The organism is Listeria floridensis FSL S10-1187 (assembly GCF_000525875.1).
Lineage (GTDB): Bacteria > Bacillota > Bacilli > Lactobacillales > Listeriaceae > Listeria > Listeria floridensis.
In genome coordinates, this window is sequence record NZ_AODF01000014.1 from 1 (window position 1) to 23,361 (window position 23,361).

Genomic DNA, 23,361 nt, shown 5'->3' on the forward strand with positions numbered 1-23,361 from the left:
GCCGATTAAATTTCCCATTAATACCACGGGGTTTTTAAAGAGAACAAATGGCATAATTGGGTCTTTTGCACGTTTTTCAGCAAAGTAAAATAGAATGAACAACAAAATTGCAATTCCGAATAAGCCGAGTACGAGCGGTTCTGTCCAGTTGAGTGTTTCACCAGCACGCTGTAAACCGAATAGTAAGGCAAGTAAAGCAACGGTGAATAAGCTTGCACCTAAATAGTCAATCGGCAGTTTTTGTCTTGCAACGTCCTCTTTTAAATACATCCAAATTAAAATGATCGTTAGGATACCAACTGGGACGTTGATAAAGAAGATCCAATGCCAGCTCAGCTGGTCAACGAGGAAGCCGCCAAGAAGCGGTCCGAATACACCCGCGATTCCCCAAGCTGATCCCATGAATCCAAGTACGCGTGCGCGTTTTTCAAATGGGTAGATGTCAGCGATGATGGTCATCGTCGAAGGTAAAATCCCGCCGGCGCCAATGCCTTGTATGGCGCGGAAAAGAATCAGTTGTTCCATATTTTGAGCGAATCCTGAAAGTATGGAACCGAGAATGAAAATAAGCGTAGCCATTACAAAAATGATTTTTCGTCCGTAAACATCCGATAATTTACCGTAAATCGGCACGGTAACGGCAGAAGTAAGTAGATAAACTGAGAAAATCCAATTCATCAGTTCAATTCCGTTTAATTGACTCACGATCGTCGGAATGGCGGTGCTGACAATAGTTCCTTCAATCGCTGCCATAAAAGTCGCCACGAAAACGGCAAGGGTGACGGCTTTTACTTTTGTTTCTTCCAAAATGTTTACCTCCCTTTGTATCTCAAGAGATTATAGCATAAAATTGTGAACTTTTGCAGGCTAATTCAAATTTTGTGTCTTTTTTAATCTTTTTGTCTATAATAAAAGAATAAAGGAGGCTACACGATGACTTATGAACCGAATACTGCTAAAACAATGCAACTGATTAAAGAACTGACTGAAGTTCCAAGTCCAACTGGAAATACTGCGGTGATTATCGCTAAAATTGGTACTTTTCTTGATAAAATCGGTGTGAGCTACACTAAAAATCATAAAGGCGGCTTAATTGCGACTCTCCCTGGGAAAAAGCATGATAAGCAGCGCATGCTTACGGCGCACGTGGATACACTTGGGGCGATGGTAAAGGAAATTAAAGCGGATGGGAGATTACTTCTCTCTTTGATCGGCGGATTCCGTTTTAATGCGATTGAAGGGGAATACTGCACGATTGAAACAAGTTCCGGCAAGACTTTTTCCGGCACAATTTTGATGCACCAAACGTCGGTGCATGTATACAAGGATGCTGCTACGGCTGAGCGCAATGAGCGTAACATGGAAGTGCGTGTTGATGCGAAAGTGCGAACTGCGGAGGATGTGAAAAAGCTAGGGATTCGCGTTGGCGATTTTGTTTCGTTTGATCCGCGCACCGAAATTATAGCTGACGAATTTATCAAGTCGCGCCACTTGGATGATAAGGCAAGTGTTGGGATGCTACTTCGGCTTTTAGTGCATATCCAAAAGGAAAAGCTTGAACTGCCATATGTGACGCACTTTTTAATTTCTAATAATGAAGAAATCGGTTATGGTGGGAATTCAAATATTCCAAAAGAAACCGTGGAATACTTAGCGGTTGATATGGGGGCACTTGGCGATGGGCAGGAATCTGATGAATACACGGTTTCGATCTGTGCAAAAGACGGTTCTGGTCCGTATCATTATGGGCTAAGAAAACATTTGGTGCAGCTAGCTGAGCAAAACGGAATAGATTACAAGGTGGATATTTATCCGTATTACAGTTCGGATGCAAGTGCAGCAATTCGTGCGGGTAATGATATTATCCACGGTCTTCTTGGTGCAGGAATTGATTCCAGTCATGCTTACGAACGAACACATCGCGATTCGCTTTATCATACGGAAAAACTGCTTTATCATTATCTCTTCTCGGAAATGGTGGAATAAAATCTGGAGGTGAAGGAAATGAATGTACATGATTTTACGGAAACTGCAATGAATGGTGCCTTGATTCCGCTTAGCAGTTATCAAGGCAAGGTGGTTTTGATTGTCAATACGGCGAGTAAATGTGGCCTTACACCGCAACTAGAAGGACTTGAAAAGCTTTATGAAACATATCAGAAAGATGGATTTGAGATTCTTGGTTTTCCTTGCAATCAATTTTTAAGGCAGGACCCAGGTAGCAATGAGGAAATCATGGAATTTTGTCAGCTTAACTACGGGGTTACTTTCCAAATGTTCGAAAAGATTAAGGTGAAGGGGAAAGATGCTGATCCACTTTATAAGTATTTGGTGGATGAAACGGGCGGAAAGAAAATCGAATGGAATTTCGCCAAGTTTTTAATTGGACCGGACGGCGAAATTATTGAACGTTTTTCTTCGAAGACAAAACCGGAAGCGATTGAAGAAAATATCAAGGCTGCGCTTGGGGTTTAACGGAAATACGGCTGATTTACTTAGCCGTATTTTTTTGCGGGTAGGTATGATATACTAATGAAATGTGAAGAAACCCGAGGAGGAATTGGAAAGATGAGTCAGGATTTGCAAAAAGAAGTGGCGACGCGAAAGACGTTTGCAATCATTTCCCACCCGGATGCTGGGAAAACGACAATGACGGAGCAGCTTCTGCTTTTTGGCGGAGCAATTCGTCAAGCAGGGACCGTAAAGGGAAAGAAAACTGGAAAGTACGCCACGAGTGACTGGATGGAAATTGAGAAACAGCGCGGGATTTCAGTGACGAGTTCGGTGATGCAATTTGATTATGACGGTTTTCGGATTAATATTTTGGATACACCGGGGCACTCGGATTTCAGTGAAGATACGTATAGGACGCTTATGGCAGTGGATGCTGCTGTGATGGTCATTGATTCGGCGAAGGGGATTGAAGCGCAAACGATTAAACTGTTTAAAGTTTGTCGGATGCGTGGTATTCCGATTTTTACGTTTATGAATAAAATGGATCGTGAGGGTAAGATGCCACTTGAACTGCTTTCAGAACTGGAAGAAGTGCTTGGGATCGAATCGTATCCGATGAACTGGCCGATCGGGATGGGAAAAGAGCTTGCGGGTCTTTATGACCGTTATCATCACGTTGTTGAGCGTCACCGAGTAACAGATGGAGAAGATGTTTTCCTACCGCTTGGCGAAGACGGCGACTTGAAGGAGGCACATCCGATTCAAAATTCGAGCTACTATACGCAAGCCCTTGAAGAAATCATGCTACTTGATGAAGCGGGCAATGAATTTAGCCGTGAACGGGTTGCTTCGGGCGATTTAACACCTGTCTTTTTTGGAAGTGCACTAACCAATTTTGGCGTTGAAACTTTCCTGAAAACGTTTGTCGAATTTGCACCGGCTCCTTCAGCTCATGAAACGAGCGACGGCGAACTGCTACCAGAAAATCCTAATTTCAGCGGCTTTATCTTCAAGATTCAAGCCAATATGAATCCAGCTCATCGTGACCGAATTGCGTTTGTTCGGATTTGTTCTGGCGAATTTGAACGTGGTATCGGTGTGACGCTGACGCGAACGGGTAAGCAAATGAAACTGGCAAACTCCACGCAGTTTATGGCAGACGATCGTGAAAATGTGACACGTGCGGTTGCAGGAGATATTATCGGGCTGTATGATACAGGGAATTATCAAATTGGTGACACGATTTCGAGCGGCAGCAAGACGTTGGCGTTTCCGAAACTACCTCAATTTACACCCGAGCTTTTTATGAAAGTATCCGCGAAGAATGTTATGAAGCAAAAGCATTTCCATAAAGGTGTGGAGCAGCTTGTGCAAGAAGGCGCGATTCAGCTCTTTAAAACATGGCGGATGGAAGATTATATTATCGGTGCGGTTGGACAGTTGCAATTTGAAGTGTTTGAGCATCGGATGCGAAATGAATATAATTCGGAAATTATCATGGAGCCAATTGGCAAGAAAATTGCACGGTGGATTCGCGAGGAAGATGTAGACGAAAAACTATCGACAGCACGAAGCATGCTCGTGAAGGATCGTTTCGATCAACCGCTGTTCTTGTTTGAAAATGAATTTGCGATTAACTGGTTCCGTGATAAAAATCCAGATATTGGACTTACAGCTTTATTATAAATGTAAAACCGCGCTTTGAACGGAAGCGCGGTTTTTTTATGCTATACTTGAAGAAGTAAATATGAAACGACAAGGAGTGTAGCCGTTTATGATCAAGGATGCAACCTATTGGGTAGAACAGTTTAAAAATAAAACCGTAAGTTTACCGGAATATTATATGGAATTAGACCGACACGTACAGAAATTGAATCCAGAACTGAATGCACTTGTAGAATGGGATTTTGACGCAGCATTAAAAGCAGCTGAACAACATACAATTCTTGATTCAGAACCGTTTTCGGGTCTGCCAATTCCGCTCAAAATGCTCGGTCAGGAAAAGGCGGGCTGGAAGAAAACATTTGGCTCAAGGCTTTTTAGAGAGTTGCGGGCATCACGGACATCAAACTTTACGGCAAAACTTGAACGTGCGGGCTTTATTCCGGTTGGTCAAACGAATGCACCGGAATTTGGGTTTAAAAATATCACCGATCCAGTGTTGTACGGGCCGGCAAGAAATCCTTGGAATTTAGCGCATACTCCCGGCGGCTCAAGCGGAGGAGCGGCAGCAGCTGTCGCGAGCGGTTTGTTTCCAATTGCTGGAGCAAGCGACGGCGGCGGTTCGATTCGTATCCCAGCAGCTTTCAGCGGATTAATTGGGTTGAAGCCGACGCGGGGTGCGATGCCAACCGGACCAAACGGCTATCGCGGCTGGCAAGGGGCGGCAATTGATTTTGCGCTTACGATTTCAATGCGCGATACAGAAAAATTATTTTATGCAATACGCGGCAACGATTTAGCATCCCCGTATCATCCGCCTCGCGCTGAATGGGAAAGTCATGATGTGAAACGTTCGTTGCGGATTGCTTATTTGACGGATTCACCGATTCAATCTATTGTCTCGAAGGAAGCGAAGCAAGCAGTGATGAATGCTGTTACGGAACTTGAGCAGATGGGACATAATGTTCATTTAGTTAGCTATCCTTTTAATGGTCTTGAACTGATTAAGAGCTATTATTTGATGAATGGAGCAGAAACAGCAGCAATGTTTGAAGGCATAAAGCAAGAGTTGAAACGGGATTTGACGCACGAGGATATGGAACCGATGACATGGGGGCTTTATCAATATGGAGAACAAATTTCTGTAAAAAAAATATATTTCTGCGCTTAATTATTGGGACAATGTAGCTGCACAAATGGAAAAGCTGTTTGAAGAATATGATTTATTTTTAACACCAACAGTAGCTCATCCAGCACCGCGGGTTGATCAGAAGCTGCAAAGTGATCTAATTTATACGCGACTACGAGTTGCTGCGGAGCTTTCTGAGTTGGAACTAGCAGACTTGATTTACGAAATGTTTGAGAAGAGCTTTGTAATGACTCCCTATACTCAGCTCGCGAATTTAACGGGACAGCCAGCTATTCTGCTTCCAACTTATGTGACAACTGAAGGTCTCCCGCTTGGCATTCAGTTTATGGCTTCGAAAGGACGAGAAGACTTACTGTTCGAAATTGGAAAGCAGTTTGAAAAAAAAGAGCTATTTCAATTACCAACGCCGTTTAGATGAGTAAATTTTAAAGAGCCTATTCTGATATTTTTTTTACTTTTTTAAGCAAAACAGGGGGAAATAGTTAGACAAGTGTGTTAAGCTTAAATAGTAAGCGCTATCTTAGATTGAGGAGGAAATGATATGACAAAAGATTTTGAAGGGAAAACAATTTTAATTACTGGGGCAGGTTCTGGTCTTGGTCAAGCAACCGCAATTGAACTTGGGAAGCAAGGGGCTTCGCTTAGTTTAGTTGATTTAAACGAGGCTGCTCTTTTAGAAACTGCTGAACAAATTCGCAAGGAGAATCCTGAAGCGGATATACTTACTCTTGCAGCAGATGTTTCAAAAGCAGAACAAGTCGAAAATTATGTAACGAAAACAGTAGAAAAATTCAACCAAATTGATGGTTTCTTTAATAATGCAGGAATGGAAGGCAAACAAGATTTGACACAAGATTACGGTATCGACGAATTTAAGAAAGTAATCGATGTCAATCTTGACGGTGTATTCTATGGTCTTAAATATGTGCTTAAAGTCATGCGTGAACAAGGCTTTGGGCAAGTTGTAAATACGGCTTCTGTTGGTGGAACGCGAGGCGTCGGCAATCAGTCCGGCTATGCAGCAAGTAAGCACGGTGTAATCGGCCTAACGCGTAATTCCGGTGTAGAATATGGTCAGTTCGGTATCAGTATCAACGCAATCGCACCTGGTGCGATTATGACACCGATGGTTGAAAATTCACTTCGTCAAATGGGGGGCGAAAACTGGGAAGCTGCTGGAAAAGAATTTGTCAGTGTGAATCCGATGAAACGTTTCGGTCGTCCGCAAGAAGTGGCTTATCTTGTATCGTTCTTATTATCAGATAAGGCAACCTTTATCAATGGGGCAGTTGTTCCAATTGACGGTGGACAATCTTTCAAATATTAAAGATTGACTTCGTTAAAGTAGCATGCTATGATTATTTTTATAAAAATGAATATCTTTTTGACAGATGTCAAAGGGGAGTAGCACTGGCTTAATTGCCGGGATAAAATCGTCATTACATGGAGCTTTGAATCCATCGGTTTTATTAACATGTCACAATGTCAGCGAGACCTTTGCCCGATACCGGGTAAGGTCTCGCTTTTTTTATTCTTACTCGCACTGCTCAAAAGGTAAAATTGAAGGAGGAATTTTTATTGGATACGGCAATGCTTTTAGAATATGGCTGGGTGCTACTCGTTCTTATTGGTCTCGAGGGAATACTTGCCGCTGATAACGCTGTTGTTATGGCGGTGATGGTAAAACATTTACCGGAAAAGCAGCAAAAGAAAGCTTTGTTTTACGGACTGCTTGGGGCATTTGTGTTCCGTTTCGCAGCGCTCTTTTTAATCTCGTTTCTGGCAAATGTTTGGCAAGTTCAAGCTCTTGGAGCGCTTTACCTGCTTTATATTGCTATCAGTCACATTGTTAAACATGCTAAAGGATCAGATAAGACGGATGAAGAAAAGAAAAAAAGCGGTGCTGGTTTTTGGATGACCGTTTTAAAAGTAGAAATCGCGGACATCGCTTTTGCGATTGATTCGATGCTTGCGGCCGTTGCTCTCGCTATTACGTTGCCAAAAACGGGGTGGGGTCATATTGGTGGAATTGATACCGGTCAGTTCATCGTGATGTTCCTTGGAGGCTTAGTCGGACTAATCATTATTCGCTTTGCAGCCACACAATTTGTCAAGTTGCTGAAAAATTATCCATCACTTGAAACTGCGGCATTCTTAATTGTCGGTTGGGTCGGAGTAAAACTTGTCGTCTACACCCTTTCGCATCCAAGCCTGGCTATTATCCCGCATGCTTTCCCAGAGTCCAAAGTTTGGAAATTGACATTCTGGGGAGTGATGATCTTAATTATCCTGTGGGGATGGATTGTTTCGGTACGTCAAAAGAAAAAAGTAGAACAAACTTCATAAAAAAGCTTAACAAGTTGAGTCAAAGGGTATAAAATGAGAAGGTATGTACGAAATTGTACTGCCTTCTTAAATTTACATAGAAATGTTGGTGAAGTCAGTTGGACATCTCAATTTTAGCGGAATATGCATGGGTATTTGTCGTACTCGTTGCCCTTGAAGGTGTTCTTTCAGCCGACAATGCGGTTGTTATGGCTGTTATCGTAAAAGGCCTGCCGCATGATAAGCAGCGTAAAGCATTATTTTATGGTTTGCTTGGTGCCTTTGTTTTTCGTTTTATCGCGTTATTTTTGATTTCATTTTTAGTGAAAATCTGGGAAATCCAAGCAATCGGAGCACTTTATTTACTATATTTATCCATTAAACATATTGTGGATTTAAAACGTGGTAAAAAAGAAAATGAGCAAGATATAGAAAGTAAGACTGGAAAACCGGCTTCTTTTTGGGGAACTGTTTTTCGAGTTGAACTGACGGATATTGCATTTGCACTGGATTCGATGCTTGCTGCCGCCGCACTTGCGATGACACTTCCGGATTTTGGCAATTTTAACATCGGTGGAATGAACGGCGGACAGTTTATTGTGATGTTCCTCGGGGGACTTGCAGGTTTGATTGTCATCCGTTTTGCCGCAACACAAGTTGTTAAACTTTTAGAACGCTATCCTACTCTTGAAACAGCAGCCTTTTTTAATTGTCGGCTGGGTTGGTGTGAAACTTGCTGTCTATACATTAGCGCATCCTGCTGTCGGCATTTTAGAGGAGCATTTTCCTGAAACTATGGGATGGAAAGTTGTTTTTTGGTCGGTTATGATAATAATTGGTTTAGGTGGTTATGTCATTGCAAGAAGAAAAGAAAAGACTCAGAAGAAAGAGGCTTTATCTCGAAAACAAAACGATTCGAAATAAGATCCGTATCATTTTATCGCGAATGACGCCGGTTCAGATTATCATCGCCTATTATTTTTTTGCGGTGACTATTTCGACAATTTTATTAAGTTTACCGTTTACTCAAAAACCAGGCGTTCATGTGTCTTTCATTGATACGCTGTTTTTAGCTGCGAGTTCTGTCAGCGTAACGGGACTGGCCACTGTTGATGTGGGTCAAGCATATAGTACAGCAGGTATCTGGATTTTGATGGGCATTTTTCAACTTGGTGGTTTAGGCGTAATGATGCTCAGTACATTTTTCTATTTAATTCTGCGTCGTAAAATTGGTTTGAAACAGCGTCAGCTAATCATGACGGATACGAATCAATATTCTATGAGTGGAATGGTGCGAATGCTTCGTGAAATTTTGTTTTTAATTTTCGGAATTGAAGCTGTTGGGGCACTTGTTCTCGGGCTTTATTTTATACCGTTTTATCCAACGTTCGGCGAAGCGATGTTCCAAGGGATTTACAATTCTGTTTCACTCGTCACCAATGCCGGCGTCGATATTACCGGGAACTCGCTTATGCCATTTGCAAATGATTATTTTGTTCAGTTTATTGCGATTTTACTGATCGTTGCAGGTGGAATTGGCTTTCCTGTTTTACTGGAAACGCGCCGTTTTTTATTTGAAAAGAATTCGTTGTATCCGTTTCGTTTTTCACTGTTCGTGAAAGTGACAACCGTGACATATATTGTCTTGCTGATTGCTGGCGGACTTATCATTTGGCTGATGGAGTTCAACCATTTCTTTAAAAATGCGTCGCTTGATCAAGGATTTTTCAACTCTATGTTCCTTTCAGCCACTTCAAGAAGTGCAGGACTTCAGACGATCGACAGCGGGGCACTTACCATTCCAACTTTGCTTGTAGTTTCATTTTTAATGTTTATCGGGGCTTCGCCAAGTTCTGTCGGCGGCGGTATTCGGACAACCACATTTGCCATAGTCATTTTGTTTTTAATTTCCGTCATTCGCGGACGTAATCACATTTATGTGTTTGGACGCGAACTTTACCAAGAAGACGTACGGAAATCGCTCGCTGTTACTTTGTTTGCTGGGATCCTTTGTTTTGCTTCCATTATTATTCTGGCACAAACTGAGCAAGCGACGTTAATAGAAATCATTTTCGAAGTTTTTTCTGCCTTTGGAACATGCGGACTTTCCTTAGGCCTAACACCAAATCTTAGTGTTACTGGCAAACTGATTATCATCACGCTGATGTTTATTGGCCGAGTGGGAATCATGTATTCAATGCTCAGCTTACGGAATAAAAATGAACCCAAGAACGCTATTCGCTTACCAAAAGAAAAAATTATTACAGGATGAGAGTAGGCTAAAAAAAGAGAGGCGCCATTTGGCACCTCTCTTTTTTAGTCTTGTTTTTTTGATTTAAATGTACTTATGGTTAGTGTATGACTCATTTTTTCATAAAATAACCGCTTATCTTTTCTAAAAAGATTAATCAGCAAATGAAGACCGAAAAGGAATAAGACTGCAAGTGAAGTGACAATCAAAATCAAATTGATTTGCGTAGTGGCGGTGGCTTGAACTTGTTGATTAAGCGGAACCATAATTAGCCCGCCTGTCACATAGTAGAGCAGGGCATAACGGCCAAACAACTGTCTGAAATTGATTCGTGTATGCGTTGTATTGATAATGCGGATACGTACAAGCCATTTTCCAAGTGTGAGTCCGTTTGTGAGCGTTTGAAGTACGATAAAGTATAAAAAGACAGCGATGAAATCGAATAAAATGCGCTCATAGGATTGACTAGTATAGCCGAGAATCGCTTTACTTGGGACAATATTTATCCACAAAAGAATTCGTCCGATAGTATCGATCAAGAACCAGTCGATCAAAAATGCAAGAAAGCGCCGCAAGTAGCCGACTCGTTCACTTTTTGCTGTACTGCTTGAATCCATCGTTTCGCGTGACGGTAAGAAAAATGTGAATAGCGGAGCCAAAGCAAATCCAAGCATTCCGCCAGCCGTATTAAGCATTAAGTCATCTACATCAAACAGGCGATAAGCATGCGGATAGATACCGTAAATTCCTGTCAGCTGCGTCAGTTCGAAAAAGAGCGAAGTGAAAAAGGCAATCAGCGCAGTTTTCCAGAAAGGAAACCGGAAGTAATAACGTAAATAAACGCCAAGCGGGAGTAATAAGAAAATATTAAAAACCGGTTGAATGACAACATCTTGTGTAAGTGCTGGCAAATATGTAGCAGGTTGGCTGATTACAAGCACAGTTTGATTTATAAATTCACGAATGAATGTAAAGGGAATTAACTGCGGAGATGGAGCTACTGTTTTTGCTACTTCGTTAATTTCTGGAAGCGGTAAAACAGTCATGAAGAAAGCGGCCATTAAGTAAAAAATAAATGTAAAAATAACGAAAACACGCATAAAAGTGATACTTCCAAATTTCCGGTAAGAATAGATTGCAAATGGAATAGTTAAAAGAATAGCTAGAAAAGGGAAGGTAAATAAGGCCGCTTTGATGGGAACTAAATAACTGGACATTTGTGCAAGCTCCTCCTTATGTAAGAATTTGCTGCCAAGTTTGGCAGCAAATTTCATTTTAACGTAGATTGTTTCATTTTTCCATTGTTAATAGCTTCCATGAGACAAACGTCTTTCTTTATTGCGTAAAAAAACTGTTTTTAATTTATTTACTTTGAGTTCGACAACTGGCTGAACAGCTGTGGTTACAAATTTGCTAGATAAAACAGCAGTTAAGCCAAATGAAATTGCCAGCAGGATCAAAAAGGTTTCTAATGTATAACGGGTATCTGCCATTCCTGATTCTCGCAGAGTCTTGATAAAAAAACCATGGAGTAAATAAACATAGAGAGTATTTTTGCCCCAGCTGGTAAAAAAGAAACGCCGCTTAGGAACGAGCGTGAAGAATGCAGCAACTGCAGCAAAGCTGATTAAATAAATCAGCATTCGGATAACAAGTCCAAGTGTTTTGATATCAACGAAATCGGCATAAGGCTTTGACCCTAAAAACCAATTTTCATTAAGATCGGGGCTGATGATAATGAATGTCAAAATTAAGAGAAAGATGGCTACACCGAGCCACTTTGCTATATGTTTTTGTGCAAGTTGAAAATGTTTTTTCTCAAGGAAAAAGCCTGCAAGGAAGAAAGGGAAAAAGACAAAAGTACGTGACAAACTTAAAAATCCGTCAATACCATCGAAATAGCCTGCAACCAGACCGAATAGAAACGCAATTCCGAGTGCAAATGCTGGTTTTAAACGAGCAAAGCCGAGAAGCATTAGATTCCAGAAAAATAAACTGAGTAAAAACCAAAGCGACCATTCTGGATCAAGAAAAGTGAGCGAATAACTGCTTTCGCTTAGTAAGAAGTAGTAGAAGATAGAGTAAATTAGTTGAAAGAGGAGATAAGGCAAAATTAATTTTTTAAGTGTTTTTTTGAGATAACCTGACTTTCGAAATCCCTTTGCAAAGTAGCCTGAAATTAAAATAAATGCAGGCATATGAAAAGTATAGATAAAAATGTATAAAATATGCACGCTGTCATAATCAGCAACAAATGGCTGCATCAAATGTCCAAACACAACAAGGAAAATTAGGATAAACTTGGCATTATCGAAATAATAATCACGCGCTTTCACAGTTTTCGTTTCCGCCATTTTTTTCACCACACATTTCTAGATTTATAAAGCCGGTGCTTACTTTTTATTTTCACATAAAAAAGTAACAATAAACCGACAATCCCGTGACGAAACAATGAACAACTTGTCAAGAACGTAAAAAAAAGCACGCGCGAATTTTTCGCGCGTGCTTTTAAAACTATTATTTAGCGACAGTTTCACAAACAGCAACTTGAATTTTGCCGTCTTCTGAAAGTGTTGCAGTTAAGTTTGCTGCTTCGTTTGTATCAATCAAAACATCTGCAATTTCATCTTCAAGATGTTCTTGGATAGTTCTTCTAAGTGGGCGGGCACCGAACTCAGCATCGTAACCGAGGTCAATCAGTTTTGCTTTCACTTCATCTGAAACTTCGATATGCATACCGTTTTCTTGCAACATTTTGTTCAAATCGCCAATCATTAAATCAACAATTTGAATCAAATCAGCTTTTTCAAGGCTGTTAAATTCAATTACGTTGTCAAGCCGATTTAAAAATTCTGGTTTGAAGTAATAACCAAGCCGGCTCAAGAGATCCGAACTTTTTTCAAGTTTTTCGATATCGCTTGAAGTATTGAAACCGACTGAAGCTTCGCGAGTGCCAGTTCCAGCGTTACTTGTCATAATAATGACCGTATCTTTAAAGCTGACTGTTCGTCCTTGCGAATCCGTCAAACGTCCGTCTTCGAGAATTTGTAAGAAAATATGCTGAACATCGGGATGCGCTTTTTCCATTTCATCAAGTAAGATGATGCTATAAGGGTTGCGACGCACTTTTTCAGTGAGCTGACCAGCTTCCTCGTGACCAACATAGCCTGGAGGCGAACCGATAAGTTTTGATACACTGTGTTTTTCCATGAACTCCGACATATCGAGACGAATCATCGCATCTTCAGAGCCAAACAACTCATTTGCAAGCGTTTTTCCAAGTTCCGTTTTACCAACCCCAGTTGGACCAACAAATAAGAAGGACCCGATTGGCCGATTTTTGACTTTCAAACCAACGCGGCTGCGCCGTATCGCTTTAGCTACTTTTTTGACAGCTTCTTTTTGACCAATCACTTTCTCATTTAAGTGAGCTTCTAAATCTTTCATTTTCGATTGTTCATCTTGTTCAAGACGACCAACAGGGATACCCGTTCTTTCTTCAATTAAGACTTGGATATCCGAAGCTTGGATGACAGGGCGTTCTGAGATACCAGTTTGTGTTTTGCCTTCGTTAAGACGGGTGATTTCATCCCGAACGGTTGCTGCTTTTTCATAGTCTTCATTTGATAGGGCAACATCTTTTTCTTGTTCTAGACGCTCAAGTCGTTCAGCTACCATTTTTTCATCCATACGTTCAATCTTAAGATTGTATTTTGAACCGACTTCATCCATCAAGTCGATAGCTTTATCCGGCAAATTCCGATCTTGAATGTAACGTGAACTTAAATCAATCGCAGCTTTCAAGCTTTCTTCTGAATATACGACTTCATGGAAATCTTGATAGCGGTCTTTAAGTCCCTCAAGGATGGTCATCGTTGCTTCTTTAGAAGGTTCAGCCACTGTTACAGGTTGGAAACGCCGTTCAAGAGCAGCATCCTTTTCAATTTTCCGATACTCATTTAAAGTTGTAGCTCCGATCATTTGCAGTTCGCCTCGAGCAAGAGCAGGTTTCAAAATGTTCCCAGCGTCCATCGAACCTTCGGCAGAACCGGCACCAACAATGCTGTGCACTTCATCGATAAACAGAATCGTATTTTCACGTTCAGAAAGTTCTTGGATTAATTGCTTCATTCGTTCTTCAAACTGACCGCGGATTCCTGTTCCAGATACAAGTGACGCAACATCAAGCAAAATAACTTCTTTGTTTAACAGTTTATTTGGAACTTTTCCATCTACAATCGCAGAGGCAAGTCCTTCGACAACTGCTGTTTTACCAACCCCTGGTTCACCGATTAAAACAGGATTGTTTTTGTTTCGGCGATTTAGAATTTCAATAGTTCGTTTGATTTCTTCTTCACGACCAATAACGGGGTCTAATTTGTTAGCTTTAGCGAGGTCGGTTAAGTTTGTGCCAAATTCGTCAAGCAAACCTCCACCTTTTCCAGGTGCTTGGGTTTCGACTTGGCTTCTTCTTTCACGACTTTGATTTGCGTTTGCACCGTAGTTTTGATTCATGCCACCGTTTAACTGACGGAAAAAATCGTCAAACGGCGAGGAACCAAATCCTCCGCCTTGCAAGTTCATTTGGTTGCGGTTTTTAAGTTCAGCATAGCAGTTTTCGCAAAGCGGCATTTCTACTCGCTGACCATTTACATTCATATATAATTGAATTCGAGCTTCATTTTGTTTACAGTTTTGACATAACATATATTTATTTCCTCCTTTAAGAGTCCATTAAGTGTCGAAAGATCAATTTGACTTTGACTATCTTTGACCTTATGTTTACATTATACACTGACCTTTTCTGACTTTCAAGTCTTTTACTCATATTTTTTATTATTTACTATAAAAAAGTTAGCGACAGGCGAAAAAGGGTGATTTGATGGGATTTGAATGCTATACTTTTCTTGAAAAAGAGAAGAGGATGTGATGAGATTGGACAAATTTGTGGAGCTTGATGAGAAATTAATGAATCTTTTGGTCAAACAAGAAGACTTCTTGACTGATGCTGTTCGTCGTAGCCAAGCAGCTGGACTTCCGGCGATTGAAGTTTCACCAGCGCAAGGGCAGTTTTTATATCTACTTGCGAAACTGAGCGGGGCGCGGCGAATCCTAGAAATTGGGACATTAGCTGGATACAGCACATTGTTTTTCGCAAAGAGTCTTCCTGATGAAGGAGGCACTGTTGTTACGCTTGAATCTGACCCGGATACTGCAAGTGTGGCGGAAGAAAATTTCATGGCGAGTCCTTATCGAAATAAAATTCAATTGCTCGTTGGGCAAGCAAAGAATACCATGCGGCTCTTATAGAAGAGGGGGTTCCGCCGTTTGATCTTATCTTTATTGATGCGGACAAGGCGAATAATCCGCTTTATCTTGATTATAGTTTGCAACTCGTGCGCCCTGGCAGTTTGATTATTGCCGATAACATTATTCGTGAGGGAGAAGTGCTGAATGAAGCTTCTTCCGATGAACGAGTTCTTGGCATTCAGCACTACTTACAGAAAATTGCTTCGAATCCTAAACTTGAATCCGTTGCTATTTCGACAATTGGCATTAAAGGCATTGACGGATTCAGCCTTTCAATTGTTTTAGGGTGAACAGAAAAAAAAGCTTTTCCCCCACGGGAAAAGCTTTTTTAGTAAATTGGTAGAGCGGCAAGTAAGATGAAGACAAATAAAAAGTGTGATAAATAGAGCATTAAAAGACTTGATCGCCAAACATACAGTAAGTTCCAAAACAGTGAAGCAACAAAGATACCAATAATAAGCGCAATATTTCCGCTAAAACACATCATTAGAGTAGGCAAAATAGTTGCTACTAAAACAGCGAACCATGTGGAATAGGAATCTAGTAGGCGTTTTAATACGAAACCGCGCCAGAAAATTTCTTCACCTGGAACAATCGCTATCGCCATAAGTATCCAAATTAGCCAATTATCCGTTGCAAATTTATTGAAAGCGGAATGAACAGAGCTGTTTAATCCAAAAGGCATGAATTTGAATACAAAAGCACCTACGTAAAATACAACATAGAGAATCACTGCTGAAAACACGGCAGGAATGAGTCCTTTAAAAAGGGAATATTCTTTGTTTAAATTGACGTTGAAAATTCCAAAACTAAGTAAGAAAAGCATGGCCGCGCCATACATGTACCAAAAACTTTTGGTAAAGTTGAATGCAATAAAAATTAATCCTGCGGCTAAGATAAGCCCGAAAATTAATTTAAAATCAATCCTGCTGCTTCTAAACACTTTAACACCTCTTCAATTATTTCTACTTCTATAACTTTAATCGAAATGAGAACTTTTGGCAACAAAATCCTATTTTGTACAGTTTTTTTGAGTGGAGTTTGCTATAATAAATGAGGGAAGTTTTGCTTGGTTCAAGCAAAGGAGTGTTGATGTGTTAGAGAAAAACTATAAATTTTTACTTTGGCTTTATATTTTTTGGTTTCTTGGAAGTGTCCTGTTAATTTCTTTAGGTGTCTTGCGGAGCGATATTGCCGGAGTGAATTCAATTTTCTTGATTTTCACAGGTATCTTCGCGACTGTTTTCTTTATCATGCAATACGGAAAAGGTCTCGGCTCTGCTATCACGATTTTAATCTTTGTGGTGACGACAAGCATCGAATGGATGCAGATCAGCTTCGCGGATGAAGCCTATAGTAGCACGGGTTATGGCTTCATGATTCAAGGTGTACCCGTAACATTCGGCTTCATTTGGATCGGATTGATCGCCGGAACACACGTTATTGCTCGCGAAATTACACTTAAAGTAAATATTGACTGGCTGCGCGGCGGGATGTATGCAGTGATTGCTGCCACAATGGTGATGATCTTTGAAGTACTTGTCGAGCCAATTTCTGTTCAAGCTAAACAAATGCCGTTTCTTGGGAACGGGCTCACCATCTTGCAATTTTCAGACGTCGCCAACTGGTGGCTACTAGGCTTAATACTCCATCTGATGATTTACTTTATTTTAAGTTTGACGGACAAATGGGAGAATTTGAAGTATCCAGATTTAAAATCAGAAATCGTGATTGTCTACTGGATTATTGTTGCTTTCTTTGTATTCCTGTCCTTTTATGCGGATCTGTGGGCCTCTATCACAGTGGGAATCATAGCGAATATTATTTTTACAATCTGCTATTTCTTTAGTTTAGATACAAAGAAAGACAAAACCAGCACATAAGCGAAAAGAACGGCCCGCGCGCGGGCCGTTCTTTTCTTTAAAACCGATTAGCAGGAGTATGATGATCTTTTTTAAATACTTTTTTCGTGGCAAAGCGAGCACTTTCAATAATGTAAGGAAGTGAAGTACCCGTATGCGCTGCAGTTCCGACAACGAGTAAGTTGCGGAATTTTTTTTGAAGTTTGCTGGCAGGATTCCCTGCGCCAGATTGTCTGAGCGACTGAATCATACCGAAAATTGCACCACGATAAATATTAAAATCTTCTTCCCATTCCTTCGGGGTAATAATTTTCTCTACAATAATATGTTCTTCCAAATCAGTTAAGCCCAACTTTGTTTTTACAGCTTCGAAAACTTTCCTTTTGAACGGTTCGCTCTCTTTGTCCCAATCGATTCCACTGTCATTATTTGGGACAGGAACCATAATTCGAATTGCTGAATGACCGATTGGCGCCATTGTTGTATCCGTTACAGAGGGATTTGTAATGTGAATTGAAAAATCTTTCGAAAGCACTTTTTGATTGACGGTTTCATCTGCATGAACTTTATAATTTTCTGGGAACAAAACAGTTTGGTGCTCCATTTCAAATTGTTTGCTCAGGCCTAGATAAATCATAAAAGCGCTAGCCGAGTATTTCTTGTTTTCTATCGTTTTCTTGCGAACCGGACTATCCGATCCGAGCAAGTTTTCCATCGCATAACTAAAATCCGCATTCAGAAAATAATAATCTGCCTCTATTAGCTCCCCGTTCTCAAGCCGCATCCCTGTAATTTCACGATCATTTGTTTCAATTTTATCTACTTTTGCGCCAAGATGAATATTACCTTTATCTTCACGAATTGCGGTTGCCATTGCTTGCAGAATTTGGTTTTGACCGCCAACTGGATGATAGGACCCGTAATAGTATTCGGAAAAGGGAATGATACTATATATGCCTGGAATTTCCCAAGGAGACATTCCCATATATTTCATTTGAAAAGTAAAGGCAAGGCGTAAATCCTTATCTGTGAAATACTTTGAAGTTTCGTCAATTAAATTTTTACCGATTGAAAGGCTTGGGATAGCACGCAACATGGTTGGTCGCAGAAAATCAATCCAATTATCAAAACTGTATTCTAGAAGTGGTGTCAGGTAGAGAATTTTTTTGGCATTGTGACTCATAAAGCGAAAAAAATTAGCCTCGTTCCCAGGAAAAGCACGATTCAGCTCTGCAATTGTTTTGGTTTGGTTCCCAGATGGTGCAAAGGTTTTTCCAGAAGCAAAGTAAAGTTTGTATAGCGGTTCAATCGGAAGAAGTGTTAAATAATCGTATAGTTTACGATTGCATTCCATAAATAGTGAGGTGAGCATATGTGGCATAGTGAGAGAAGAAGGTCCGATATCAAAGCGGTAATCACCTAAGGTTAATGTGCTGCTTCGACCGCCTAAAAATGTGTTCTTTTCATAAATATCAACATGATAGCCTTCTGCTATGAGTCGCATTGCCGAAGCAAGTCCACCCGGTCCGGCACCAATAATAGCTACTTTTTTTTTGAGACATCTTTGTTCACCTCGTTAGCTGTTTAATCCATTAAAAAAGCGCGAAGTTAACTTAAGAGGCTAATTTGCGCTTTTCTTTCTATTATATCAGTCATTTTGAGCAGAATGAATGATTTTGTAATTTTTGTGGTTTACCACAGTTTTTTCTTCTATTCCAAGTTCATTAAAATTCTCCATGAAGGTTAGATCAACAATTACAGAGTTTTCATTTATTTTTTCAACGATTCCTGTCAAACCATCTTTGAATTCAACAATATCGCCAACCTGCGCTTTTGCCATATTTATCACTCCCACCATAGTTGATGTATCACACAAAATTGATGCAGTACTAAATTAAGTCTGCACTAATTTCACAAGAATTGCAACTAATAAGGTTAAGGTGCGAATGGATTTGTTAACCCTTACATTCCTATCTAGAAGAATAATAGTGGGAATATGTGAAAATCGGGACAGAAAACAGCCCGAAAACAGCACGTTATTGCGTTTTCGAAACAATTCGGCTAAAATGGAGGGGTAACGATTTTTTAAGCCAAAAAACACGTTTTTTAGTTGTAACACGGGCAAAAACATGGTAGTCTTTTAAGTTGAGGGATAGCCTTTTTTGCTGATATCTCTTTTTGGTGAAAAAGGTCACAATAAATTTCTTTAATAAAGGAGAATGTAATTATGGAACAAGCAAGTTTTGTAGTCATTGATGAAACAGGAATTCACGCACGTCCAGCGACTTTACTCGTACAGGCGGCAAGCAAATACAGCTCTGATGTTCAAATCGAATACACAGGAAAAAAAGTAAACCTTAAATCAATCATGGGCGTTATGTCGCTTGGAATTGGTAAAGGTGCTGACATCACTATCCATGCTGAAGGCAGCGACGAAAAAGAAGTAATTGAAGGTTTGACTGAGGTACTTAAGAAAGAAGGCTTGGCTGAATAATGGTAAAAGAGTTGAAAGGGATCGCAGCATCTGATGGGATTGCCATTGCGAAAGCTTATCTGCTCGTAGAACCGGATTTGTCTTTTGAAAAATCGGTTGTAGCCGATGCAGAAAGCGAAGTTAAACGTTTTCAAGATGCGCTTGAAGTTTCGCAGTCAGAACTCGGGAAAATTCGCGAACAGGCTGCAAAAAGTTTGGGTGAAGATAAAGCTCAAATTTTTGATGCACATTTGCTGGTTTTAAATGACCCTGAACTAATCAATCCAATTAAAGAAAGTATTACAAGTTCGAAAGTGAATGCTGAGTCCGCTCTTCAAGAAACTACAGATACTTTTATCGGTATGTTTGAGGCGATGGATAATGAGTATATGCGTGAACGTGCGGCAGATATTCGTGATGTGCGTAAACGTGTTCTTTCTCATTTACTCGGTGTAACTATTCCAAACCCGGCACTAATTGATGAGGAAGTCGTGGTTGTTGCGAAGGATTTAACTCCATCTGATACAGCTCAACTTAATCGTCAATTTGTAAAAGGTTTCGTAACAGATATCGGAGGACGTACTTCTCACTCCGCTATCATGGCGCGTTCGCTTGAAATTCCAGCTGTTGTTGGAACAAAAGAAGTAACGGCTGACACGAAAAAAGATGAAATGGTGATCATCGACGGACTTGAAGGTAATGTGATCATTGCCCCAACTGATGAAGAGATTGCCCACTACAAAAAAATCCAATCTGATTTTGAACTTCAAAAAGCAGAATGGGAAAAACTTAAAAATGAAAAAACGATTTCTAAAGATGGTGTCCAAGTTGAACTTGCAGCAAACATTGGTACCCCTAATGATTTAGAAGGCGTTATTTCAAACGGCGGGGAAGCCGTTGGATTGTACCGTACAGAGTTCTTGTACATGGGACGCGATAATTTCCCGACGGAAGAAGAGCAATATGAAGCATATAAAGCTGTTCTAGAAGGAATGGAAGGGAAATCTGTTGTAGTTCGTACGCTTGATATTGGCGGCGATAAAACACTTCCGTATTTAGATCTTCCTGAAGAAATGAATCCTTTCCTTGGATTCCGTGCGATTCGACTTTGCTTTGCTAATGAAGACTTGTTCCGCACACAACTTCGCGCGCTTTTACGTGCGAGCGTTCACGGAAAACTTAAAATCATGTTCCCAATGATTGCAACTGTTGCTGAGTTCCGCCAAGCGAAAGCAATTTTGGAGGATGAAAAACAAAAACTTGTTGCTGCTGGAACTGATGTGAATCAAAATATCGAACTTGGAATTATGATTGAAATTCCGGCTGCGGCTGTTCTTGCTGATCAGTTTGCTAAGGAAGTTGATTTCTTCTCGATCGGTACAAATGACTTGATTCAATATACGATGGCTGCTGACCGTATGAATGAACGTGTTTCTTACCTTTACCAACCATATAACCCATCGATCTTGCGTCTGATTAAAAACGTAATCGATGCTTCTCACAAAGAAGGAAAATGGACTGGTATGTGCGGTGAGATGGCTGGAGACCAAACAGCAATTCCATTACTTCTTGGTATGGGACTTGATGAGTTCTCGATGAGTGCATCGAGTATTTTGAAATCCCGCTCACTTATCAAACGTTTGGATCAAACGAAGATGGTTGAACTAGCTGATACAGCACTTAACATGGCGACGGCTGAAGAAGTTGTCGAACTTGTAAATAAATATACGGCTGAATAAGCGGTGGAAACGACTGGGGTAACCCAGTCGTTTTTTTTATAGTCGAAATGAGAAAAACATGATATAGTTAAAAGAAGCGATGATTGAGCTTTGGAAAAGGAAGATGAGCTTAGGATTCGATACATACACGAAAAGGGAGCGTTAATAATGAAACAACAAGTAAGTAACAAAATGAAAAATCTGTTTTTTATACTTTTTTATTTTTTTTGGCAGCGTTTTCTCTGCAAAGTCAGTCAGCAGAAGCGGCATCGAAAGCGATTCATGTTGGCGTATTAGCAGCAAGTGAAGTAAGTGAGGATGAAATCACTTTACATGCACAGACGAATTTGCCGCATAAGATGAAATTTTTTGCGATTGTTACTGGACCGGAAAATTATGAGAAAGAAGTCAAGTTGAAAGTAAAAAAAAGATGGCAAATTAAAAAAAAGCCATTGATGGTTTACCGAATGGAACTTATCAAATTAAATACCAATCTTATCAGCCAAAAAAGCAAACGGATAAACTTAAAAAAATAATTGGTAAAAAAGGTGGAAATTTAAAAGGAGACACGGTAACAAAGAAGAAAGTTATCAAGTTTACAGAGACTGTCAAGGTTGATAATTCTTCGATCAAAAGTGAAGCGGAAAAAGCAGCTCTTGCTAAAATTGAGGAAGACAAACAGCAGGCAGCACTAGAAAAGGAACGGGCAGATGAAGCAAAAAGAAAGCAAGTTGAGCAAGACAAAAAGGCTAAACAAGACGAACAAGCCTTACAGGAGAAGCAAAAAAAAGCAGCGTGAAGCTTCTGGGGGAACTGAGGGAAGTAGCGGGTCTGATGGAGGCTCGAAGCGACAAGCACCATCTGCAGATGAGTCAACTCGAGTTCTTGTCACTGCAACGGGATTGAAATATCATAAACGGAAGTGCGGTAACGGAACTTATACAGAGGCAACTTTGGCCGAGGCAAAAAGCCGTGGGCTGACTCCTTGCTCGAAATGCTATTAGGAGATCGATTTGTTAGGGAGACTTGGCTGGAGGAACGGTTTGTTAGGTTATTCGTTTTTTTTAGCTCAATGCTTTAAAACATGTAATAGTGTAAGTGTAAATTTCGAATTAACTGATAGATGTTTTTTGCGAAAACAACAAATTTTAAAAACAAAAAAGGGAGAGATTTGAATGAAACGATTAATGGTGATTTTTAGCTTCTTTGTTGTTATGACTTCAGGGCTTGCTGCGTGCGGTTCTGAAGCAGTTTCTGATAAGTCTAATCAAGATGTACAGACGGAAGAGAAAATCAAGAAGGTTAGTCTTGAACTGGAGAAAACGGAATTTGAGTCAAATGATACGGGACATTTTGAGATTTCTGGAAAGACTGAATCTGATGCAACGCTATATTTGGATGGCGAAAAATCAGGGACGGCAGATCAAGATGGGAATTTTACGATCAGCGGAGAATTGAAGGCTGAAACAACTTACACGGCTGAGGTTAAATCAGTTAAGAGTGGTTTTGAAGAACAAAAAGTGGATGTTTCACTTGCTCCAAGTCAAGCATACTTAGCATTGAAAGAAGCGGAACGTAAAAAAGAAGAAGAAGCTAAAATTGCACTCGAAGAAAAGCAAGCTGAGCAAACTGAGGCTGATCAATTATTTCAAAAAGCAGAAGCAAGTCTGAACAGCACGGATTTAGCAAATGCTGAAAATTACATAGCGACAAGTAAACATTTATCAAAAACAAGTTATACCACACGAATTAGTGATATCAATACAAAAATCACTGCTAAGCGTCAGGCAGCAGAAAGAGAAAAAGCAAAGCTAGCAAAGGCTGAGACAGAGAAGAAGCAAGCAGAATTGCGGAAGCAACAGGAAGCAGCGCGAGATAAATCAAGTGGCGGCAATGCGAATGGAAATGGAGCCGTTCAAGGTGGAGGTAGTTCAGGTCAAGCACCATCGGCAGATGAGTCAACTCCGGTACTTGTCACTGCAACGGGATCAAAATATCATAAACGGAAATGTGGTAACGGAACTTATACACAAGCAACTTTGGCTGAGGCAAAAAGCCGTGGTCTCTCAGCGTGCTCGAAGTGTTATCGCTAATCAATTTGTTAGGTGAGCCGCGGCGGAAAGAAGCGGCTCATTTTTTCGTTTCTTCTTGAAAGT

The 23,361-nt window shown here is 40.4% G+C and carries 22 protein-coding genes, 1 pseudogene and 1 riboswitch; of the genes and pseudogenes, 16 read left to right on the forward strand and 7 right to left on the reverse strand.

What is annotated here, in order from left to right:
- Positions 1-807: MFS transporter (locus MFLO_RS06405; protein ID WP_036097146.1), on the reverse strand; the 807-nt coding region annotated here is incomplete at its 3' end.
- Between the two features lie 126 nt (positions 808-933).
- Between MFLO_RS06405 and MFLO_RS06410 the strand changes: the two genes are divergently transcribed.
- From MFLO_RS06410 to MFLO_RS06445, 9 genes and pseudogenes are all read left to right on the forward strand, one after another.
- Entirely contained in the window at positions 934-1,986 is a 1,053-nt protein-coding gene (locus MFLO_RS06410; RefSeq protein WP_036097149.1) for a M42 family metallopeptidase, read from the forward strand.
- Positions 1,987-2,004: 18 nt separating this feature from the next.
- Positions 2,005-2,475, forward strand: a complete 471-nt coding sequence (locus tag MFLO_RS06415; RefSeq protein ID WP_036097151.1) for a glutathione peroxidase — start codon at positions 2,005-2,007, stop codon at positions 2,473-2,475.
- Between the two features lie 93 nt (positions 2,476-2,568).
- Positions 2,569-4,140: a peptide chain release factor 3 gene (locus MFLO_RS06420; protein ID WP_036097152.1), complete on the forward strand. Its 1,572-nt coding sequence runs from the start codon at positions 2,569-2,571 to the stop codon at positions 4,138-4,140.
- Positions 4,141-4,228: 88 nt separating this feature from the next.
- Positions 4,229-5,287 carry an amidase family protein gene (locus MFLO_RS06425; protein ID WP_206538317.1) on the forward strand — a complete coding sequence of 353 codons (1,059 nt, stop codon included), beginning with the start codon at positions 4,229-4,231 and terminating at the stop codon, positions 5,285-5,287.
- Positions 5,288-5,312: 25 nt separating this feature from the next.
- Positions 5,313-5,684: an amidase family protein gene (locus tag MFLO_RS16780; RefSeq protein ID WP_206538318.1), complete on the forward strand. Its 372-nt coding sequence runs from the start codon at positions 5,313-5,315 to the stop codon at positions 5,682-5,684.
- A 123-nt stretch (positions 5,685-5,807) separates the two neighbouring features.
- Positions 5,808-6,593: an SDR family oxidoreductase gene (locus tag MFLO_RS06430; RefSeq protein WP_036097154.1), complete on the forward strand. Its 786-nt coding sequence runs from the start codon at positions 5,808-5,810 to the stop codon at positions 6,591-6,593.
- 60 nt (positions 6,594-6,653) lie between these two features.
- A riboswitch (yybP-ykoY riboswitch) is annotated at positions 6,654-6,813 on the forward strand.
- A gap of 31 nt (positions 6,814-6,844) precedes the next feature.
- A complete protein-coding gene (locus MFLO_RS06435; protein WP_036097156.1) occupies positions 6,845-7,612 on the forward strand; it encodes a TerC family protein in 768 nt (255 codons plus the stop codon).
- A 98-nt stretch (positions 7,613-7,710) separates the two neighbouring features.
- A pseudogene (locus tag MFLO_RS06440) lies at positions 7,711-8,515 on the forward strand (TerC family protein).
- Between the two features lie 22 nt (positions 8,516-8,537).
- Positions 8,538-9,863 (forward strand): TrkH family potassium uptake protein, encoded by a 1,326-nt coding sequence (locus MFLO_RS06445; RefSeq protein WP_036097254.1) that lies wholly within the window; start codon positions 8,538-8,540, stop codon positions 9,861-9,863.
- A gap of 44 nt (positions 9,864-9,907) precedes the next feature.
- On the opposite strand, the gene MFLO_RS06450 is transcribed toward MFLO_RS06445, so the two are convergent.
- From MFLO_RS06450 to MFLO_RS06460, 3 genes are all read right to left on the reverse strand, one after another.
- Positions 9,908-11,059, reverse strand: coding sequence for a VanZ family protein (locus tag MFLO_RS06450; RefSeq protein WP_036097157.1), 1,152 nt, complete (start codon positions 11,057-11,059; stop codon positions 9,908-9,910).
- An 87-nt stretch (positions 11,060-11,146) separates the two neighbouring features.
- Positions 11,147-12,196: an acyltransferase family protein gene (locus tag MFLO_RS06455; protein WP_036097158.1), complete on the reverse strand. Its 1,050-nt coding sequence runs from the start codon at positions 12,194-12,196 to the stop codon at positions 11,147-11,149.
- A gap of 163 nt (positions 12,197-12,359) precedes the next feature.
- Positions 12,360-14,549, reverse strand: a complete 2,190-nt coding sequence (locus MFLO_RS06460; protein WP_036097159.1) for an ATP-dependent Clp protease ATP-binding subunit — start codon at positions 14,547-14,549, stop codon at positions 12,360-12,362.
- Positions 14,550-14,771: 222 nt separating this feature from the next.
- Between MFLO_RS06460 and MFLO_RS16785 the strand changes: the two genes are divergently transcribed.
- Both MFLO_RS16785 and MFLO_RS16790 read left to right on the forward strand, forming a co-directional pair.
- A complete protein-coding gene (locus tag MFLO_RS16785) occupies positions 14,772-15,152 on the forward strand; it encodes an O-methyltransferase (protein WP_077913177.1) in 381 nt (126 codons plus the stop codon).
- Positions 15,153-15,184: 32 nt separating this feature from the next.
- Positions 15,185-15,442 carry an O-methyltransferase gene (locus MFLO_RS16790; protein ID WP_277619769.1) on the forward strand — a complete coding sequence of 86 codons (258 nt, stop codon included), beginning with the start codon at positions 15,185-15,187 and terminating at the stop codon, positions 15,440-15,442.
- Positions 15,443-15,480: 38 nt separating this feature from the next.
- Here MFLO_RS16790 and MFLO_RS06470 read toward each other — a convergent pair whose 3' ends face one another.
- The gene (locus MFLO_RS06470) at positions 15,481-16,095 is read right to left on the reverse strand and encodes a CPBP family intramembrane glutamic endopeptidase (RefSeq protein ID WP_036097160.1); all 615 of its coding nucleotides are present in this window, start codon (positions 16,093-16,095) and stop codon (positions 15,481-15,483) included.
- A gap of 151 nt (positions 16,096-16,246) precedes the next feature.
- Between MFLO_RS06470 and MFLO_RS06475 the strand changes: the two genes are divergently transcribed.
- Positions 16,247-17,035 (forward strand): hypothetical protein, encoded by a 789-nt coding sequence (locus tag MFLO_RS06475; protein ID WP_036097162.1) that lies wholly within the window; start codon positions 16,247-16,249, stop codon positions 17,033-17,035.
- A gap of 37 nt (positions 17,036-17,072) precedes the next feature.
- Here MFLO_RS06475 and MFLO_RS06480 read toward each other — a convergent pair whose 3' ends face one another.
- Complete coding sequence (locus tag MFLO_RS06480; protein WP_036097164.1) at positions 17,073-18,554, reverse strand: phytoene desaturase family protein; 1,482 nt, start codon at positions 18,552-18,554, stop codon at positions 17,073-17,075.
- 108 nt (positions 18,555-18,662) lie between these two features.
- Positions 18,663-18,872 carry a YkvS family protein gene (locus MFLO_RS06485; RefSeq protein ID WP_173400576.1) on the reverse strand — a complete coding sequence of 70 codons (210 nt, stop codon included), beginning with the start codon at positions 18,870-18,872 and terminating at the stop codon, positions 18,663-18,665.
- A gap of 369 nt (positions 18,873-19,241) precedes the next feature.
- Here MFLO_RS06485 and MFLO_RS06490 point away from each other — a divergent pair, with 369 nt between their 5' ends.
- The 4 genes from MFLO_RS06490 (at position 19,242) to MFLO_RS06510 (ending at position 23,298) form a co-directional block, all read left to right on the forward strand.
- A complete protein-coding gene (locus MFLO_RS06490; protein ID WP_036097168.1) occupies positions 19,242-19,508 on the forward strand; it encodes a phosphocarrier protein HPr in 267 nt (88 codons plus the stop codon).
- Complete coding sequence (ptsP, locus tag MFLO_RS06495) at positions 19,508-21,226, forward strand: phosphoenolpyruvate--protein phosphotransferase (RefSeq protein ID WP_036097169.1); 1,719 nt, start codon at positions 19,508-19,510, stop codon at positions 21,224-21,226. Before MFLO_RS06490 ends, ptsP begins: the two co-directional genes overlap by 1 nt.
- 206 nt (positions 21,227-21,432) lie before the next feature.
- Positions 21,433-21,741 (forward strand): hypothetical protein, encoded by a 309-nt coding sequence (locus MFLO_RS06500; RefSeq protein WP_036097170.1) that lies wholly within the window; start codon positions 21,433-21,435, stop codon positions 21,739-21,741.
- A 639-nt stretch (positions 21,742-22,380) separates the two neighbouring features.
- Complete coding sequence (locus MFLO_RS06510; protein WP_051993538.1) at positions 22,381-23,298, forward strand: hypothetical protein; 918 nt, start codon at positions 22,381-22,383, stop codon at positions 23,296-23,298.
- Positions 23,299-23,361 lie beyond the last annotated feature (63 nt).

Excerpts from the sequence above, each read along its gene's own strand:
- MFLO_RS06410 (WP_036097149.1), top strand. The coding sequence starts at position 934 with ATGACTTATGAACCGAATACTGCTAAAACAATGCAACTGATTAAAGAA.
- MFLO_RS06415 (WP_036097151.1), top strand. The coding sequence starts at position 2,005 with ATGAATGTACATGATTTTACGGAAACTGCAATGAATGGTGCCTTGATT.
- MFLO_RS06420 (WP_036097152.1), top strand. The coding sequence starts at position 2,569 with ATGAGTCAGGATTTGCAAAAAGAAGTGGCGACGCGAAAGACGTTTGCA.
- MFLO_RS06425 (WP_206538317.1), top strand. The coding sequence starts at position 4,229 with ATGATCAAGGATGCAACCTATTGGGTAGAACAGTTTAAAAATAAAACC.
- MFLO_RS16780 (WP_206538318.1), top strand. The coding sequence starts at position 5,313 with ATGGAAAAGCTGTTTGAAGAATATGATTTATTTTTAACACCAACAGTA.
- MFLO_RS06430 (WP_036097154.1), top strand. The coding sequence starts at position 5,808 with ATGACAAAAGATTTTGAAGGGAAAACAATTTTAATTACTGGGGCAGGT.
- MFLO_RS06445 (WP_036097254.1), top strand. The coding sequence starts at position 8,538 with ATGACGCCGGTTCAGATTATCATCGCCTATTATTTTTTTGCGGTGACT.
- MFLO_RS06450 (WP_036097157.1), bottom strand. The coding sequence starts at position 11,059 with ATGTCCAGTTATTTAGTTCCCATCAAAGCGGCCTTATTTACCTTCCCT.
- MFLO_RS06455 (WP_036097158.1), bottom strand. The coding sequence starts at position 12,196 with ATGGCGGAAACGAAAACTGTGAAAGCGCGTGATTATTATTTCGATAAT.
- MFLO_RS06460 (WP_036097159.1), bottom strand. The coding sequence starts at position 14,549 with ATGTTATGTCAAAACTGTAAACAAAATGAAGCTCGAATTCAATTATAT.
- MFLO_RS16785 (WP_077913177.1), top strand. The coding sequence starts at position 14,772 with ATGAGATTGGACAAATTTGTGGAGCTTGATGAGAAATTAATGAATCTT.
- MFLO_RS06485 (WP_173400576.1), bottom strand. The coding sequence starts at position 18,872 with ATGGTGGGAGTGATAAATATGGCAAAAGCGCAGGTTGGCGATATTGTT.
- MFLO_RS06490 (WP_036097168.1), top strand. The coding sequence starts at position 19,242 with ATGGAACAAGCAAGTTTTGTAGTCATTGATGAAACAGGAATTCACGCA.
- ptsP (WP_036097169.1), top strand. The coding sequence starts at position 19,508 with ATGGTAAAAGAGTTGAAAGGGATCGCAGCATCTGATGGGATTGCCATT.
- MFLO_RS06510 (WP_051993538.1), top strand. The coding sequence starts at position 22,381 with ATGAAACGATTAATGGTGATTTTTAGCTTCTTTGTTGTTATGACTTCA.